At 57.1% G+C, this 18,002-nt stretch carries 10 protein-coding genes; 8 read left to right on the forward strand and 2 right to left on the reverse strand.

Translation table 11 applies throughout. The features are described 5' to 3' along the window. Nucleotides 1–34 precede the first annotated feature (34 nt). The gene (udk, locus tag ACJ9N4_RS03530) at nt 35–676 is read right to left on the reverse strand and encodes a uridine kinase (protein ID WP_182271995.1); all 642 of its coding nucleotides are present in this window, start codon (nt 674–676) and stop codon (nt 35–37) included. 343 nt (nt 677–1,019) lie between these two features. On the opposite strand from udk, the gene ACJ9N4_RS03535 reads away from it, so the two are divergent. Continuing rightward, nucleotides 1,020–4,349, forward strand: coding sequence for a diguanylate cyclase (locus ACJ9N4_RS03535; RefSeq protein ID WP_182918655.1), 3,330 nt, complete (start codon nt 1,020–1,022; stop codon nt 4,347–4,349). Here the strand turns inward: ACJ9N4_RS03535 and alkA are convergent. After that, nucleotides 4,314–5,186 carry a DNA-3-methyladenine glycosylase 2 gene (alkA, locus tag ACJ9N4_RS03540; RefSeq protein WP_182918656.1) on the reverse strand — a complete coding sequence of 291 codons (873 nt, stop codon included), beginning with the start codon at nt 5,184–5,186 and terminating at the stop codon, nt 4,314–4,316. The genes ACJ9N4_RS03535 and alkA overlap by 36 nt on opposite strands. Nucleotides 5,187–5,317: 131 nt before the next feature. On the opposite strand from alkA, the gene yegD reads away from it, so the two are divergent. The 7 genes from yegD to baeR all read left to right on the forward strand — a co-directional run bounded on the left by yegD (nt 5,318) and on the right by baeR (nt 17,859). Then, nucleotides 5,318–6,670: a molecular chaperone gene (gene yegD, locus ACJ9N4_RS03545; protein WP_182918657.1), complete on the forward strand. Its 1,353-nt coding sequence runs from the start codon at nt 5,318–5,320 to the stop codon at nt 6,668–6,670. A gap of 206 nt (nt 6,671–6,876) precedes the next feature. Continuing rightward, entirely contained in the window at nt 6,877–8,124 is a 1,248-nt protein-coding gene (locus ACJ9N4_RS03550) for an MdtA/MuxA family multidrug efflux RND transporter periplasmic adaptor subunit (RefSeq protein ID WP_182271999.1), read from the forward strand. Further along, nucleotides 8,124–11,246, forward strand: coding sequence for an MdtB/MuxB family multidrug efflux RND transporter permease subunit (locus ACJ9N4_RS03555; RefSeq protein WP_182918658.1), 3,123 nt, complete (start codon nt 8,124–8,126; stop codon nt 11,244–11,246). Before ACJ9N4_RS03550 ends, ACJ9N4_RS03555 begins: the two co-directional genes overlap by 1 nt. After that, the gene (gene mdtC / locus ACJ9N4_RS03560) at nt 11,247–14,324 is read left to right on the forward strand and encodes a multidrug efflux RND transporter permease subunit MdtC (protein ID WP_411500253.1); all 3,078 of its coding nucleotides are present in this window, start codon (nt 11,247–11,249) and stop codon (nt 14,322–14,324) included. It abuts the gene before it with no gap. Then, the gene (locus ACJ9N4_RS03565) at nt 14,325–15,740 is read left to right on the forward strand and encodes an MFS transporter (RefSeq protein WP_196390229.1); all 1,416 of its coding nucleotides are present in this window, start codon (nt 14,325–14,327) and stop codon (nt 15,738–15,740) included. Continuing rightward, the gene (gene baeS, locus ACJ9N4_RS03570) at nt 15,737–17,140 is read left to right on the forward strand and encodes a two-component system sensor histidine kinase BaeS (RefSeq protein WP_182272003.1); all 1,404 of its coding nucleotides are present in this window, start codon (nt 15,737–15,739) and stop codon (nt 17,138–17,140) included. Before ACJ9N4_RS03565 ends, baeS begins: the two co-directional genes overlap by 4 nt. After that, nucleotides 17,137–17,859, forward strand: coding sequence for a two-component system response regulator BaeR (gene baeR / locus ACJ9N4_RS03575; protein WP_182272004.1), 723 nt, complete (start codon nt 17,137–17,139; stop codon nt 17,857–17,859). Before baeS ends, baeR begins: the two co-directional genes overlap by 4 nt. The last annotated feature ends 143 nt before the right edge of the window (nt 17,860–18,002 follow it).

Genomic DNA, 18,002 nt, shown 5'->3' on the forward strand with positions numbered 1-18,002 from the left:
AGGTTATATCTGAACGGTACACAATTCGCGTGGCTTATTCAAAGAACTGGCTGATTTTCGCTTTTAAGATATCAATAGCAATGCGGTTTTTACCGCCGCGAGGCACGATGATATCGGCGTATTGCTTGGATGGTTCGATAAATTGCAGGAACATCGGACGGACGGTTTTCTGGTATTGCGCCATGACAGAGTCCATCGAACGGCCACGTTCGTTAACGTCGCGCTTAATGCGGCGCATCAGGCAAATATCCAGTGGGGTATCGACAAAAATAGAGAAGTTCATGGATTCACGCAGACGCGCGTCGGTCAGAAGCAGGATGCCTTCGAGGATAATCACCTTCTTCGGCTCGATGCGAATCGTTTCCTGCGTGCGGGTATGTTCCACGTAGCTATAGACAGGCAGTTCAATCGCCTGGCCATTCTTAAGCGCTTCTAAATGCTGGAACAGCAGGCTGTGATCCATTGCATTTGGATGATCATAATTCGTTTTTACGCGCTCTTCCATCGACAGATGGGATTGGTCTTTGTAATAGCTATCTTCGGGAATGACGCCGATGTGCTCATCACCAACTTGTTCACGCAGTTCGCGGTAAAGCGTACTGGCAATAAGACTTTTACCTGAAGCCGATGCGCCGGCGATGCCTATGATGACGCACTGATGAGACTTATCAGTCATAAATTTAGCGACCTGATTGACCTGGATGTTAAGGAAGGACGACGCCGGAGCGTCAAACGCGGCAATTATAGGGATTTCGTGGGCGTGATACCAGTCGAAAGCGCAGGATATGCGAGAGAGGCTGAAAAGTGCCTTTTCGATCCCTTAGTGAAATTTAAACGAACATTTTTTCAGCGTTTAATATGAATTTTTTGCAGAGTAACTATTTAATAACTCTATGATGTCAAATTATGAGCAGACGCCATATGAATTGTAAATTGTTTGTACTAGCATAAGCCAAATTATTAAATTCTCTCGTCCGGGCCTGGCTCCTGACGGCATGGCGTCTTTGGATAAAGCGGTAATGAATAAACAATACCAGCGGGTTTTGGTTACTACCCCACATCCTTTATTACGACTTGTCTGTCTGGGCCTGGTCACCTTCATCTTTACGTTGTTCTCGCTGGAGCTCACCCGCTCCGGCACGCTGCTGGCTCCCCTCTGGTTTCCCACCGCCATTATGATGGTGGCGTTTTACCGCCACGCAGGAAAAATGTGGCCTGGCATTGCGCTGGCCTGTTCATTTGGCAATATTCTGGCCACCTGGATGCTCTTTTCCTGGGAGGCAACGAGCTTCACCTACCTCTCGATAAACCTGATTGAAGCCTTTATTGGCGCGGTCATACTCCGCAAATGGCTGCCCTGGTATAACCCATTACAAAACCTGGGTGACTGGATCCGTCTGGCGATCGGCAGTGCGCTGATACCACCGCTGGTGGGCGGGGTACTGGTGCATTTTCTGATCCCCAGCCCGGAACCACTTCGTACCTTCCTGGTCTGGGTGCTTTCTGAATCCATTGGCTCGCTGGCACTGGTTCCACTGGGTCTGCTCTTTAAGTCACACTATTTGCTTCGCCACCGCAATCCGAAGCTGCTGCTGGAAACCTTGCTGACGATGGCCGCCACCCTGACGCTAAGCTGGGTGGCCGTAACCTGGGTACCGTGGCCGTTTACCTGCGTCATCGTCCTGCTCATGTGGAGCGCCGTGCGTCTGCCGAGGATGGAAGCCTTCCTGGTGTTTTTAGTCACCGTGATGGTCATTTCGCTGATGATTGCCCGAAATCCCCTACCGCTGGCAACCCAGAATGCCAGCGCCATGCTGAATGCCCCCTGGCTGCCATTCCTGATGATGCTACTGCCAGCCAACGTCATGACGATGGTGATGTATGCATTTCGTGCCGAACGTAAGCATATAACCGAAAGCGAAGAGCGTTTCCGTAATGCAATGGAGTATTCCGCCATCGGTATGGCTCTGGTGGGGGTTGAAGGGCAGTGGCTACAGGCGAACAAAGCGCTGTGCAGTTTTCTTGGCTACAGCCAGAAAGAACTTCAGTCGCTCACCTTCCAGCAGCTCACGTGGCCGGAAGATTTAAATTCCGACCTGAAGCTGCTTGAACAGCTTGTGAGGGGGGATATCAATAACTACAGCCTTGAGAAACGCTATTACACCCGCAATGGCGAGGTCGTCTGGGCGCTGCTTGTTGTTTCAGTCGTACGCCATGCGGACGGCTCCCCACTCTACTTTATCGCCCAGATTGAAGACATTAACGATCTCAAGCAGACCGAGTGGGTCAACAAACGCCTGATGGAACGTATCACCCTTGCTAACGAAGCCGGTGGTATCGGGATTTGGGAGTGGGATCTGGAGCCTGACATCATCAGCTGGGATAAGCGGATGTTCGAGCTGTATGAAATTCCGCCGCATATCAAGCCGACGTGGCAACTCTGGCACGAGGCGATGGTGCCAGAAGACCGCGCCCACGTGGAACAGGTGATCCGCGACTCGCTGATGGACAGGCTGCCGTTTAAGCTTGAGTTTCGTATTCGCGTCAAGGACGGCATACGTCATATTCGTTCGCTGGCAAACCGGGTGCTGGATAAACAGGGCGAAGTTGAACGCTTGCTTGGCATCAATATGGACATGACCGAAGTTAAGCAGCTGAATGAAGCGCTGTTCCAGGAAAAAGAGCGTTTGCACATCACGCTCGACTCCATCGGTGAAGCGGTGTTGTGTACCGATATCGACATGAATGTCACCTTTATGAATCCCGTCGCCGAGAAGATGAGCGGCTGGCTGCAAACCGAGGCTATCGGGCAGCCGATCCTGACGGTGCTGCATATTACGTTTGGTGAGAATGGCCCACTGATGGAGAATATCCACAGCGGCGATATGTCCCGTTCTGCGATTGAACAGGATGTGGTGCTTAACTGTCGCACTGGCGGGAGCTTTGATATCCATTACAGTATCACTCCGCTCAGTACGCTGGACGGGCAAAATATTGGCTCGGTTCTGGTGATTCAGGATGTCACCGAGTCACGCAAAATGCTGCGTCAGCTGAGCTACAGCGCCTCCCACGATGCGCTCACCCATCTGGCAAACCGGGTCAGCTTCGAAAACCACCTTAAACGCCTGTTGCAGACCGTGCAGGAGACGCGCCAGCGTCATGCGCTGGTGTTTATCGATCTCGACCGCTTCAAAGCCGTTAACGATACCGCAGGCCATGCGGCGGGCGACGCCCTGCTCCGGGAACTCTCTTCGTTAATGCTGACCATGCTGCGCTCAAGCGACGTCCTGGCACGTCTGGGCGGCGACGAATTCGGGCTATTGCTGCCGGACTGCAATATCGAAAGCGCACGCTATATTGCAGGCCGTCTGATCCACGCCATCAACAATTACCACTTTATGTGGGAAGGACGTCTGCACCGCATTGGTGCCAGCGCCGGTATCACCCTGATTGATGAAAATAACAATCAGGCGTCGGAAGTGATGTCGCAGGCCGACATCGCCTGCTATGCCTCGAAAAACAACGGGCGTGGTGTCGTCACCGTTTACGAACCGCAGCAGGAGCGGATCCACAGCACGCGCAGCATGATGTCGCTTGATGAACAGTGGCATATGATCAAGGACAATCACCTGATGTTGATTGCCCGTAGCGTCGCCTCCCCGCGTATTCCGGAGAGCTGTAATTTCTGGCTGATCTCATTACGCCTGTGGACTAACCAGGGCGAAGTCCAGGAAGAGCACGCCTTCCGTTCGAGCCTGGCGGAGCCTGAACTGTTACACGCCCTCGACCGACGTATTTTTAGCGAGTTCTTCCGCACCTATGCCGCGCAGGTGGCCAGTAAAGGTATGGGAGTGGCACTGCCGCTTTCTGAAGCCGGTTTAGCCAGCGTCACGCTGGTCGACGAGTTGCTCGATCTTCTGGATAAAGGCACACTGCCGGGTCGTCTTCTGCATCTGGTTATTGCTGTCGACGTGGTACGTAACCCGGATGAGAGAGTCCAGCAGGGGCTGCAAAAGCTCCGTCATGCTGGCTGTCGCGTGGTGCTCAGCCAGGTAGGACGTGACATGAACGTCTTTAACCACCTGAGCGCCAATATGGCCGATTATCTGATGCTGGACGCAGAAATGGTGACGAACATACACGGCAATCTGATGGATGAAATGATGGTTGCCATTATTCAGGGCCATGCACAGCGGCTGAGGATGAAAACCCTCGCCGGGCCAAGCAACCAGCCGATCATGATGGATACCCTTTCCGGTATCGGCATTGACTTCATCTACGGCGACACCATCGCCGAACCACAGCCGCTGGAATTACTTCTGAATACCAGCTATTTCGCTATCAACTGACGGTACCCAACCGTCGGTATACCAGATGTGCAGCAGCGCGTAAGAGCGCCACGGCTGCCAGCGCTGGGCGTATCGACGGATCTGCGCCGGGGTCATTCCGGCGAAGCGCTGTTTAATCAGATAATCATCCGGCAGGAAAACATCTTTCGCCTGCCAGCCGCGCAGGGCAAGGTAGTTTGCCGTCCAGCGCCCAATCCCCGGCCGCTGTTGTAACGCCTTCATGCATTCTTCAATATCCGCAGGCGGGAAAAGCGGAAACGTTCCGTCGACCACGGACTGCGCCAGATGAATCAACGACTCCGCCCGCCTGACCGGCATCCCGAGAGCTTTCAACGCCAGTGGGTCGGCCGCCGCCAGCGCTGCCGGTGTCGGGAAGCAGACATAGCCCGGAGAATCCTTAACCGGTTTGCCACACAGCGCCACAACACGCGAGGCCAGCTTCGCCGCCATCGCCACGCTGACCAGCTGCCCCAGAATCGCCCGCACGCCCTGCTCCCAGGCATCCATTGCCCCCGGTAAACGTAAGCCTGGCCGCGCAGCACCGAGTTCGCCCAGCGCCTCCTGAATTTGCTGCGGATCGCAGGCAAGATCGAACAGACGTCCGATGCGCTCCAGGCAGGTCTGTGCAACTGGCGTCAGCCCCGCACTGAACGTTACCTCTAACGTACGGGTGCGGATATCCGGCGTGACGCGAAATATTCCCTGATGTCCCTCACAGGCAAAACTGCGTTCGTAGTATTCGTCCGTGACAGTTTCGACGCCCGCTACCGCACGCACGCCAAGAAAGCCAAACATCCATTGCCAGTCATAAGGGGGTTGCCATGTCAGGGTATACATTGTTGCTCCTTTTATGTTCCCCTCAGCATAAACCGAAAGATCTTGTTGCGCCTTGCTTTCATATTCCAGTTGTCGCCGGGAAGACATTTCGTTAAAGTCTCGCCCCTTCTCACTGGCATGGGGATTTCTACGTGTTTATTGGATTTGACTACGGTACGGCAAACTGTTCGGTTGCGGTTATGCAAAACGGGCAACCACAGCTCCTGAAAATGGAAAAAGAGAGCACGCTGCTGCCGTCAATGCTCTGCGCACCCACGCGCGAAGCGGTCAGCGAATGGCTGTTTCGCCATCATCAGGTTCCGGCCAATGCCGCAGAAACCCAGGCGTTGCTACGCCGGGCTGTCAGTTTTAACCGCGAGGAAGACATCGACGTTACGCCTTCCAGCGTGCAGTTTGGTCTTTCTTCGCTCGGACATTACATTGACGACCCGGAAGAGGTTTACTTCGTTAAATCACCGAAGTCCTTCCTGGGTGCCAGCGGCCTGAAGCCACAGCAGGTGGCAGTGTTTGAAGATCTGGTGTGCGCCATGATGCTGCACATCCGTAATCAGGCACAGACGCAGGTTTCCGATGCAATCACTCAGGCAGTTATTGGCCGCCCGATCAACTTCCAGGGGCTGGGTGGTGACGACGCTAACCAACAGGCACAGGGGATCCTTGAGCGTGCCGCGCACCGTGCAGGTTTCCGTGATGTGGTGTTCCAGTATGAACCGGTTGCTGCGGGGCTGGATTTTGAAGCCACGCTGACGGAAGAAAAACGCGTGCTGGTCGTGGATATCGGCGGCGGTACAACGGACTGCTCGCTGCTGTTGATGGGGCCACAATGGCACTCGCGTCGCGACCGTGAAAACAGCCTGCTGGGACACAGTGGTTGCCGCGTGGGTGGTAACGATCTGGATATCGCCCTGGCGTTCAGGAGCCTGATGCCGCTGCTTGGCATGGGTGGACAAACGGAAAAAGGGATCGCCCTGCCGATCCTGCCGTGGTGGAACGCTATCGCCATCAACGATGTTCCCGCGCAAAGTGATTTTTACAGCACCGCCAACGGTCGCTACCTGAATGACCTGGTGCGCGATGCCCAGGACGCCGACAAAGTCGCGCTGCTGTACAAAGTGTGGCGTCAGCGTCTGAGCTACCGCGTGGTGCGCACCGCTGAAGAGAGCAAAATTGCCCTCTCCAACCGTCCTGAACATGCGGTATCGTTACCGTTTATCCGCGACGAGCTGGCAACCGCGATTTCACAGGAAGGGCTGGAAACAGCACTCACCCAGCCTCTGCAGCGTATTCTGGAGCAGGTTCAACTGGCCCTGGAGAACGGTAAAGAGAAGCCGGATATCATTTACCTGACCGGCGGTAGCGCCCGTTCGCCGCTGATCAAGAAAGCGCTGGCGGAACAACTGCCGGGGATCCCGATTGCCGGGGGCGATGACTTCGGCTCGGTAACCGCAGGGCTTGCCCGCTGGGCGCAGGTAGTGTTTAGCTAGTGTTGTTACGGTGCGGTCTGGTGCCCGCACCCCGGTCCTCTCCCACAGGGAGAGGGCGAACACACCCCAAACGGCATTGCCGTTTTGCGTTGACCTCCATTCAGACAATTCCAGACAGTCTTCCATATTTCCTCCATTTTTCCACCGTCTTGCCTGACTAAACTAGTATCATCCCCCGAAGTGTTTCAGGATGAGAACGTATAACGATGAAAGGCCGTAACAAATCCCGCTGGGCAATCGCCGCTGGCATCATTGTGGTGGTTCTTGCCGCCGCCTGGTACTGGCACAGTCAATCCGCTGAACCAACGTCAACCGCAAGTGCCAGTAACCCACCACAGCGCTCTGCGAGCGGTGGTCGTCACGGTATGCGCAGTGGTGCTCTGGCTCCGGTTCAGGCCGCGACGGCGGTGAGCAAAGCGGTACCCCGTTATCTCACAGGCCTGGGAACCATCACGGCGGCAAAGACCGTGACGGTACGCAGCCGCGTCGACGGTCAACTGATGGCGCTTCATTTCCAGGAGGGGCAGCAGGTCAACGCCGGTGATTTACTGGCGGAAATCGACCCGAGCCAGTTTAAGGTTACCCTCGCTCAGGCGCAGGGACAGCTCGCCAAAGATAAAGCCACGCTCGCCAACGCCCAGCGTGATTTAGCCCGCTATCAGCAACTGGTAAAAACCAATCTCGTGTCGCGCCAGGAGCTGGATACCCAGCAGTCTCTGGTCAGCGAATCCCAGGGCACGATAAAAGCCGATGAAGCCACCGTTGCCAGCGCGCAGCTACAGCTCGACTGGAGCCGTATTACCGCGCCGATTAGCGGACGCGTCGGCCTGAAACAGGTGGATATCGGCAACCAGATCTCCAGTGGCGATACCACCGGGATCGTGGTCATTACGCAAACTCATCCTATCGATCTTGTTTTTACCCTGCCGGAGAGTGATATCGCCACCGTCGTGCAGGCGCAAAAAACCGGGCAAGCGCTGGTGGTGGAAGCCTGGGATCGCACCAACAAGCAGAAACTCAGCGAAGGTTCCCTGCTGAGCCTCGATAACCAGATCGACACCACCACCGGCACCATCAAGCTGAAAGCGCGCTTTAACAACCAGGATGATGCCCTCTTCCCGAACCAGTTTGTGAATGCGCGGATGCTGGTTGCCACCGAGGAAAACGCGGTGGTGATCCCAACGGCTGCACTACAGATGGGTAACGAAGGTAACTTTGTCTGGGTGCTAAACAGTGACAACAACGTCAGCAAGCATCTGGTGAAAGCCGGGCTTCAGGACAGCCAGACGGTGGTGATCAGCGCCGGGATTGCCGTGGGCGACCGCGTGGTGACCGACGGCATAGACCGCCTGACCGAAGGGGCAAAAGTCGACGTTGTTGAAGCACACGGCAGCACCGCATCAGACGCTGCACCCACGAAGCGGGAGCATAAGAAACAGGGAGCGGCCTCCTGATGCAGGTCATGCCACCCAGCACGACAGGTGGGCCATCACGCCTGTTCATCATGCGCCCTGTCGCCACCACGTTGTTGATGGTGGCTATCCTGCTGGCCGGGATTATCGGCTACCGCTTCCTGCCCGTTTCGGCGCTGCCGGAAGTGGACTACCCGACGATTCAGGTTATCACTCTCTACCCCGGAGCCAGCCCGGATGTGGTGACGTCGGCCATTACCGCCCCACTCGAGCGCCAGTTTGGCCAGATGTCGGGGTTAAAACAGATGTCCTCGCAAAGTTCCGGCGGGGCATCCGTAGTGACGCTGCAGTTCCAGCTCACGCTGTCGCTGGATGTCGCCGAGCAGGAGGTGCAGGCTGCGATCAACGCGGCAACCAACCTGCTGCCGTCTGACCTGCCTAACCCACCGGTCTACAGCAAAGTCAACCCGGCCGATCCGCCGATCATGACCCTCGCGGTCACGTCATCCGCCATGCCGATGACTCAGGTTGAAGATATGGTCGAAACCCGCGTGGCACAGAAAATTTCGCAAGTGTCTGGCGTGGGTCTGGTCACGCTGGCGGGCGGGCAGCGCCCGGCGGTTCGCGTGAAACTTAACGCCCAGGCGATCGCCGGGCTGGGGTTAACCAGTGAAACCATTCGTGCGGCCATCAGCAATGCCAACGTCAACTCGGCAAAAGGTTCGCTGGATGGCCCGGCCCGTGCCGTCACGCTCTCTGCAAACGATCAGATGCAGTCCGCCGATGAGTACCGCCAGCTGATTGTGGCGTACCAGAACGGCGCTCCCGTACGCCTGGGTGATGTGGCGACCGTTGAACAAGGGGCGGAAAACAGCTGGCTTGGCGCATGGGCCAACAAACAGCCGGCGATCGTGATGAACGTTCAGCGCCAGCCAGGTGCAAACATCATTGCAACCGCCGACAGCATTCGTACCATGCTGCCGCAGCTGATTGACAGTCTGCCGAAGTCGGTCAGCGTGAAGGTCCTCTCTGACCGCACCACCAATATTCGCGCGTCGGTTACCGATACTCAGTTCGAGCTAATGCTGGCGATTGCGCTGGTGGTAATGATTATTTACCTGTTCCTGCGCAACGTGCCCGCAACCATTATCCCCGCCGTTGCCGTACCGCTCTCGCTGGTCGGCACGTTCGCGGTGATGGTGTTCCTCGGTTTTTCGATTAACAACCTGACGTTAATGGCGCTCACCATCGCCACCGGTTTCGTGGTGGATGACGCCATCGTGGTGATCGAGAACATCTCACGCTATATCGAAAAAGGCGAAAAACCGCTGGCCGCCGCGCTGAAGGGGGCGGGTGAGATTGGCTTTACTATTATCTCGCTGACCTTCTCACTGATTGCAGTGCTGATCCCACTCCTGTTTATGGGTGATATCGTCGGACGTCTGTTCCGTGAATTTGCCGTCACGCTGGCAATCGCAATCTTAATCTCTGCCGTGGTGTCGCTGACGCTGACGCCGATGATGTGCGCCCGCATGCTGAGCGTTGAGTCCCTGCGTAAGCAAAACCGCTTCTCCCGCGCCTCTGAACGCATGTTCGAACGCATTATTGCCGCTTACGGACACGTGCTGGCGAAAGTGCTCAATCATCCGTGGGCGACGCTGAGTGTAGCCCTGGGTACGCTGGCACTGAGCGTGATGCTGTGGATCTTCATCCCTAAAGGTTTCTTCCCAATTCAGGATAACGGCATTATTCAGGGTACGCTGCAGGCACCGCAGTCGGTTTCGTTTGCCAGCATGGCACAGCGCCAGCAGCAGGTATCTGAGACAATCATGAACGATCCGGCGGTCGAGAGCCTGACGTCGTTTGTTGGCGTGGATGGTACTAACCCGTCGCTGAACAGCGCTCGTCTGCAAATCAACCTTAAACCGCTGAGTGGCCGTGATGACCGCGTGCAAACGGTGATTGAACGTCTGCAAACCGCCGTGGCACGCGTGCCGGGCGTTGAACTCTACCTGCAGCCGATTCAGGATTTAACCATTGATACGCAGGTGAGCCGCACGCAGTACCAGTTCACGCTGCAGGCGACCACGCTCGACGCACTCAGCACCTGGGTTCCGCAACTGGTGAATAAACTGAAAGCGCAGCCGCAGCTCTCCGACGTCAGCAGCGACTGGCAGGACAAAGGTCTGGCAGCGTATGTGAACGTCAACCGTGACACCGCCAGTCGGCTGGGCATCACGATGGCCGATGTGGATAACGCACTGTATAACGCCTTTGGTCAGCGTCTGATCTCCACGATTTATACCCAGGCGAACCAGTATCGCGTGGTGCTGGAACACAACACCGAAAACACCCCGGGGCTTGCCGGGCTGGACTCGGTACGCCTGACCAGCAAAGACGGCGGCATTGTGCCGTTAAGTGCAATTGCGAATGTGGAAGAGCGCTATACCCCACTGTCGATAAACCATCTGGATCAGTTCCCGTCCACCACCATTTCGTTCAACGTGCCGGACAATTACTCGCTGGGCGAAGCGGTTGAAGCCATTGTGGCCGCTGAAAAAGCGCTGAGCTTCCCGTCAGATATTCAGACCCAGTTCCAGGGCAGTACGCTGGCGTTCCAGGCCGCGCTGGGTAACACCATCTGGCTGATTGTGGCGGCGGTCGTGGCGATGTACATCGTGCTCGGCGTGCTGTACGAAAGCTTTATTCACCCGATTACCATCCTCTCCACCCTGCCGACCGCGGGCGTAGGGGCACTGCTGGCGCTGATGCTGGCAGGCAGCGAACTGGACGTCATTGCCATCATCGGGATCATTCTGCTTATCGGGATCGTGAAGAAAAACGCCATCATGATGATCGACTTTGCCCTCGCCGCCGAGCGCGAGCAGGGGATGTCGCCACGCGATGCCATCTTCCAGGCCTGTCTGTTGCGTTTTCGTCCGATCCTGATGACGACACTCGCCGCCCTGCTGGGTGCCCTGCCGTTGATGCTGAGTACCGGTGTAGGGGCTGAGCTGCGCCGCCCGTTGGGGGTGGGTATGGTCGGCGGTTTACTGGTCAGCCAGGTGTTGACGCTCTTTACCACACCGGTCATTTACCTGCTGTTTGACCGTCTGGCGCTGTGGGCGAAAAGCCGCTTCCCGAAACGTGAAGAGGAGGCATAAGTGAAGTTTTTCGCCCTCTTCATTTACCGACCGGTGGCGACGATTTTAATTTCGCTCGCCATCACCCTGTGCGGCGTGCTGGGCTTCCGGCTGCTGCCGGTGGCTCCGTTGCCGCAGGTGGATTTCCCGGTGATCATGGTCAGCGCCTCGCTGCCTGGCGCATCCCCGGAAACCATGGCATCGTCCGTCGCCACGCCGCTGGAGCGCTCGCTCGGGCGGATTGCGGGGGTCAACGAAATGACCTCCAGCAGTTCGCTTGGCAGCACGCGTATTATTCTGGAGTTTAGCTTTGACCGCGATATAAACGGAGCCGCGCGTGACGTGCAGGCGGCTATCAACGCCGCGCAAAGCCTGCTGCCGAGCGGGATGCCGAGCCGCCCGACCTACCGCAAAGCCAACCCGTCCGATGCGCCGATTATGATCCTGACGCTCACTTCGGAGACTTACTCTCAGGGACAACTGTACGATTTCGCCTCCACACAGCTGGCGCAGACCCTTACGCAGATTGACGGTGTGGGCGATGTGAGCGTTGGCGGTAGCTCCCTGCCCGCCGTGCGCGTGGGTTTAAACCCACAGGCGCTGTTTAACCAGGGGGTGTCGCTGGACGAGGTGCGCACCGCCATCAGCAATGCCAACGTGCGTAAGCCACAAGGGGCAATTGAGGACAGCGGCCATCGCTGGCAGATCCAGACCAACGACGCGCTGAAAACCGCCGCTGAATACCAGCCGCTGATTATTCACTACAACAACGGCGCGGCGGTACGCTTAAGCGATGTCGCCAGCGTCACCGACTCGGTACAGGATGTCCGCAACGCGGGGATGACCAACGCCAAACCGGCGATCCTGCTGATGATCCGCAAGCTGCCGGAAGCCAATATTATCCAGACGGTGAACAGCATCCGCGCGCGATTGCCGGAGCTACAGGAGACTATCCCGGCTGCAATTGACCTGCAGATTGCCCAGGATCGCTCTCCGACCATTCGCGCCTCGCTCGAAGAGGTAGAACAGACGCTGGTGATCTCCGTCGGGCTGGTTATCCTGGTGGTCTTTTTGTTTCTGCGCTCCGGGCGCGCAACGCTCATTCCCGCCGTAGCAGTGCCGGTCTCGCTGATTGGGACATTTGCCGCCATGTATCTGTGCGGCTTTAGCCTCAACAACCTGTCGCTGATGGCCCTGACCATCGCCACCGGGTTTGTGGTGGATGATGCCATTGTGGTACTGGAGAACATCTCCCGTCATCTGGAAGCCGGCGTGAAACCGCTTCAGGCTGCGCTTCAGGGCACGCGCGAAGTGGGCTTTACGGTGCTTTCAATGAGTTTGTCGCTGGTGGCGGTGTTCCTGCCGCTGCTGCTGATGGGCGGGCTTCCCGGCCGCCTGCTGCGCGAGTTTGCGGTGACGCTCTCCGTCGCCATCGGTATTTCGCTGGCTGTCTCGCTCACGCTCACGCCGATGATGTGCGGCTGGATGCTCAGGCGCAGCAAACCGCGTTCGCAGCCGCGTCGCAAGGGGTTTGGTCGTGTCCTGATGGCCATGCAGGGAGGCTACGGTAAATCACTGAAGTGGGTACTGAACCATACGCGGCTTGTCGGGTTAGCGCTTATCGCCACGATCGGGCTTAATGTCTGGATGTATATTACCATCCCGAAAACCCTCTTCCCGGAGCAAGATACCGGCGTGTTGATGGGCGGTATTCAGGCTGACCAGAGCATTTCGTTCCAGGCAATGCGCGGTAAACTGCAGGACTTTATGAAAATCATCCGCGAGGACAAGGCGGTGGATAACGTCACCGGTTTTACCGGCGGCTCCCGCGTCAACAGCGGGATGATGTTTATCACCCTTAAACCGCGTGATGTCCGCAATGAAACCGCACAACAGGTGATTGACCGCCTGCGAGTGAAGCTTGCCAAAGAGCCCGGGGCAAACCTGTTTTTGATGGCCGTTCAGGATATCCGCGTGGGCGGGCGTCAGGCCAATGCCAGCTACCAGTACACCCTGCTTTCTGACGACCTGGCCGCCCTGCGCGAGTGGGAGCCGAAGATCCGCAAAGCGCTGGCCGCACTGCCACAGCTGGCGGACGTGAATTCCGATCAACAGGACAACGGTTCTGAGATGGATCTGACCTACGATCGCGACACTATGTCGCGTCTGGGGATTAATGTTGAAGCGGTCAACAGCCTGCTGAACAACGCCTTCGGTCAGCGCGAAATCTCGACCATCTACCGGCCGATGAACCAGTACAAAGTGGTGATGGAGGTTGACCCACGCTACACCCAGGATATCAGCGCGCTGGATAAAATGTACATCATCAACAGCGACGGCAAACCCATCCCGCTCTCCTGGTTTGCCAGCTGGCGGCCTGCGAACGCGCCGCTGTCGGTTAACCATCAGGGGCTTTCGGCTGCGTCGACCATCTCCTTTAACCTGCCAACCGGCTCGTCGCTTTCCGAGGCCAGCGATGCTATCAACCGCGCCATGACCCAGCTTGGCGTACCGTCCACCGTACGCGGCAGTTTTGCCGGCACCGCGCAGGTGTTCCAGCAGACGATGAACTCGCAGGTCATTTTGATTCTGGCGGCCATTGCGACGGTCTATATTGTGCTTGGCGTGCTGTATGAAAGCTACGTCCATCCGCTGACCATCCTCTCAACCCTGCCATCAGCGGGCGTCGGGGCGTTGCTGGCGCTGGAATTGTTTGGTGCTCCATTCAGCCTGATAGCATTAATCGGGATCATGCTATTAATAGGCATTGTGAAGAAAAACGCCATCATGATGGTCGACTTTGCGCTGGATGCCCAACGTCACGGCAATCTTCCTCCGGAAGAGGCGATATTCCAGGCCTGCCTGCTGCGTTTTCGTCCGATCATGATGACCACGCTGGCGGCACTGTTTGGTGCGCTACCGCTGGTGATATCCGGTGGCGACGGCTCAGAGCTGCGCCAGCCGCTGGGTATTACAATTGTCGGCGGGCTGGTGATGAGCCAACTGCTGACGCTCTACACCACGCCGGTGGTCTATCTCTTTTTCGACCGCCTGCGAATGCGTTTTTCGCGTAAAAACAGAACCACGGTGACCGAGTAAATGACCGACCTCCCCGCGAATGTTCGCTGGCAATTATGGATTGTCGCCTTCGGCTTCTTTATGCAGTCGCTGGATACGACCATCGTCAACACCGCCCTCCCCTCGATGGCCAAAAGTCTCGGGGAGAGCCCGCTGCACATGCATATGGTGATTGTCTCCTACGTGCTGACAGTCGCCGTGATGCTGCCTGCCAGCGGCTGGCTGGCGGATAAAGTGGGGGTAAGGAATATCTTTTTCACCGCCATTGTGCTGTTTACCGTCGGTTCGCTGTTTTGCGCGCAGGCCAACACCCTCGACCAACTGGTGATGGCACGTGTGCTGCAAGGGTTTGGCGGCGCGATGATGGTACCCGTCGGGCGGCTGACGGTAATGAAAATTGTGCCGCGCGAGCAGTATATGTCGGCGATGACCTTTGTGACCTTACCTGGACAGATTGGCCCGCTGCTCGGCCCCGCGCTGGGCGGGCTTCTGGTGGAATACGCCTCCTGGCACTGGATCTTCTTAATTAACCTGCCCGTGGGTATCGTCGGTGCTATCGCAACCCTGATGCTGATGCCTAACTACACCATGCAGACGCGGCGCTTTGACTTCTTTGGTTTCATGCTGCTGGCATCCGGGATGGCCATGCTCACGCTGGCGCTCGACGGGCAAAAAGGGCTGGGGATTTCATCCCTGACGCTGGGCATTCTGGTCACCCTCGGTATCACGGCAATACTGGGGTATCTGTGGCATGCCAGAGGCAACGCTAAAGCGCTGTTCAGCCTGTCGCTGTTTAAAAACACCACCTACCGTCTGGGCCTGCTCGGCAGCTTTGCCGGACGAGCCGGTAGCGGCATGCTGCCGTTTATGACGCCGGTATTTCTGCAGATTGGGATGGGGTTCTCACCGTTCCATGCAGGCTTAATGATGATCCCAATGGTGCTTGGCAGTATGGGGACGAAGCGCATTGTGGTGCAGGTGGTGAACCGCTTTGGTTATCGTCATGTGCTGGTAGTCGCCACGCTGGCACTGGCGCTGGTCATCCTGCTGTTTATGGCCGTGGCGCTGATGGGCTGGTACTACGCCCTGCCGCTGGTGTTGTTCTGCCAGGGGGTTATCAACGCCATGCGCTTCTCATCAATGAATACCCTGACGCTGAAAGACCTGCCGGATGAGCAGGCGAGCAGCGGCAACAGCCTGCTGTCGATGGTGATGCAGCTTTCCATGAGCGTAGGGGTCACCATCGCGGGCCTGTTGCTCGGCATGTATGGGCAGCACCATCTCAGCGTTGACACCCCGGTCGCTCACCAGGTGTTTTTATATACCTATCTCAGCATGGCGGTGATTATTGCCCTGCCCGCATTCATCTTCGCCAGGGTGCCGGATGATACCAGTAAAAACGCCGTGATCCGGCGTGGCAAAAGGAGTGAACCATGAAATTCTGGCGTCCTGGCATTACCGGTAAACTCTTTGTCGCAATATTTGCCACCTGCATCGTCCTGCTGATCACCATGCACTGGGCGGTACGTCTCAGCTTTGAGCGCGGGTTTATTGATTACATCAAACACGGTAACGAGCAACGCCTGCAGGGGTTGAGCGATGCGCTGGCCGAGCAGTATACTCTGCACGGAAACTGGCGTTTTTTACGCAATAACGACCGCTTTGTGTTCCAGATCCTGCGCTCGCTTGAGCATGATACCAACGACGATCGTCCCGGCCCCGGCATGCCGCCGCACGGATGGCGCACGCAGTTCTGGGTGATCGACCAGGATATGCACGTTCTGGTTGGCCCGCGCGCGCCGGTTCCGCCGGACGGAACCCGGCGTGCCATCAAGGTGAATAATGAGGCCGTTGGCTGGGTTATTGCCTCCCCGGTCGAGCGCCTGACGCGCAACACCGATATCAACTTTGATCGCCAGCAGCGCCGTACCAGCTGGCTGATTGTCGCACTCGCCATACTGCTTGCCGCGCTCGCCACCTTCCCGCTGGCACGCGGCCTGCTCGCACCGGTTAAACGGCTGGTGGAAGGTACGCACAAGCTGGCCGCCGGGGATTTCACCACCCGCGTGGACACCCAAAGCCAGGACGAACTGGGTAAACTGGCGCAGGACTTCAACCAGCTCGCCAGCACGCTGGAGAAAAACCAGCAGATGCGACGCGATTTTATGGCCGATATTTCGCACGAGCTGCGCACCCCGCTGGCAGTACTGCGTGGCGAACTGGAAGCCATTCAGGACGGTGTGCGTCAGTTCACCCCTGAATCCGTGGCCTCCTTACAGGCGGAAGTAGGCACGCTGACCAAACTGGTGGACGACCTGCATCAGCTCTCGATGTCGGACGAAGGGGCGCTGGCTTATCAGAAAGCCCCGGTGGACGTGATCAACATTCTGGAAGTTGCCAGCGGAGCCTTCCGCGAGCGCTTTGCCAGCCGCAACCTGAAAATCCATCTCTCCCTGCCGGACAGCGCCGTGGTGTTTGGTGACAGGGATCGCCTGATGCAGTTGTTCAATAATCTGCTGGAAAACAGCCTGCGCTACACTGACAGCGGCGGCGGGCTACATATCTCCGGTAAGCAGGAAAACGGGCGTTTTGCCCTCACCTTTGCGGACTCCGCCCCTGGCGTGCAGGACGCACAACTGGAAAGATTGTTTGAGCGTTTTTATCGCACCGAAGGCTCCCGCAACCGCGCCAGCGGCGGCTCCGGCCTGGGGCTGGCGATTTGCGTCAACATCGTCGAAGCGCACAACGGCACGCTGCGTGCCGCCCATTCGCCTTTTGGCGGGGTTAGCATTACAGTAGAGTTACCTCTGGAACGGGATTTATCGAGAGAAGCATGACCGAGTTACCGATTGACAAAAACACACCGCGCATTTTGATCGTGGAAGATGAGCCTAAGCTTGGGCAGCTGCTGATCGACTATTTACGCGCCGCAAGCTATGCCCCGTCGCTGATCAGTCATGGCGATCAGGTGCTGCCATATGTACGCCAGACACCGCCGGATCTGATTCTGCTGGATCTGATGCTACCGGGCACAGACGGCCTGACCCTGTGCCGGGAAATTCGTCGCTTCTCCGACGTCCCCATCGTGATGGTGACCGCTAAAATCGAAGAGATTGACCGTCTGCTGGGGCTGGAAATTGGCGCAGATGACTACATCTGCAAGCCGTATAGCCCGCGTGAGGTCGTCGCCCGCGTGAAGACCATCCTGCGCCGCTGCAAACCGCAGCGAGAACTGCAAACGCTGGACGCGGAAAGCCCGCTGATCGTCGACGAAGGTCGCTTCCAGGCGAGCTGGCGCAGTAAACTACTGGATCTCACTCCTGCCGAGTTCCGCCTGCTGAAAACCCTCTCCCACGAGCCGGGGAAAGTATTCTCCCGCGAACAGCTGCTGAACCACCTGTATGACGATTATCGCGTCGTCACCGACCGCACCATCGACAGCCACATCAAAAACCTGCGTCGCAAGCTGGAAGCTCTTGACCCCGATCAGTCATTTATTCGCGCGGTGTATGGCGTGGGATATCGGTGGGAAGCGGATGCGTGCAGGATTGTTTAACGTAGCCAGACGCGTTTAAGGATAAACCCTGAGTAAAAGCGGCAGTTGTTAGCTAAAAGAACAGACACTGCGCAGAGCACATTGCTGGAAAAAAAACCGCGGTTTGCTTTATAAAGCGTCTTGATTTTGTTGGAAAACTGGTG

Origin of the sequence: Enterobacter sp. LM3 (assembly GCF_046622475.1) — a bacterium.
Taxonomy (GTDB): Bacteria; Pseudomonadota; Gammaproteobacteria; order Enterobacterales; family Enterobacteriaceae; genus Enterobacter; species Enterobacter cloacae_P.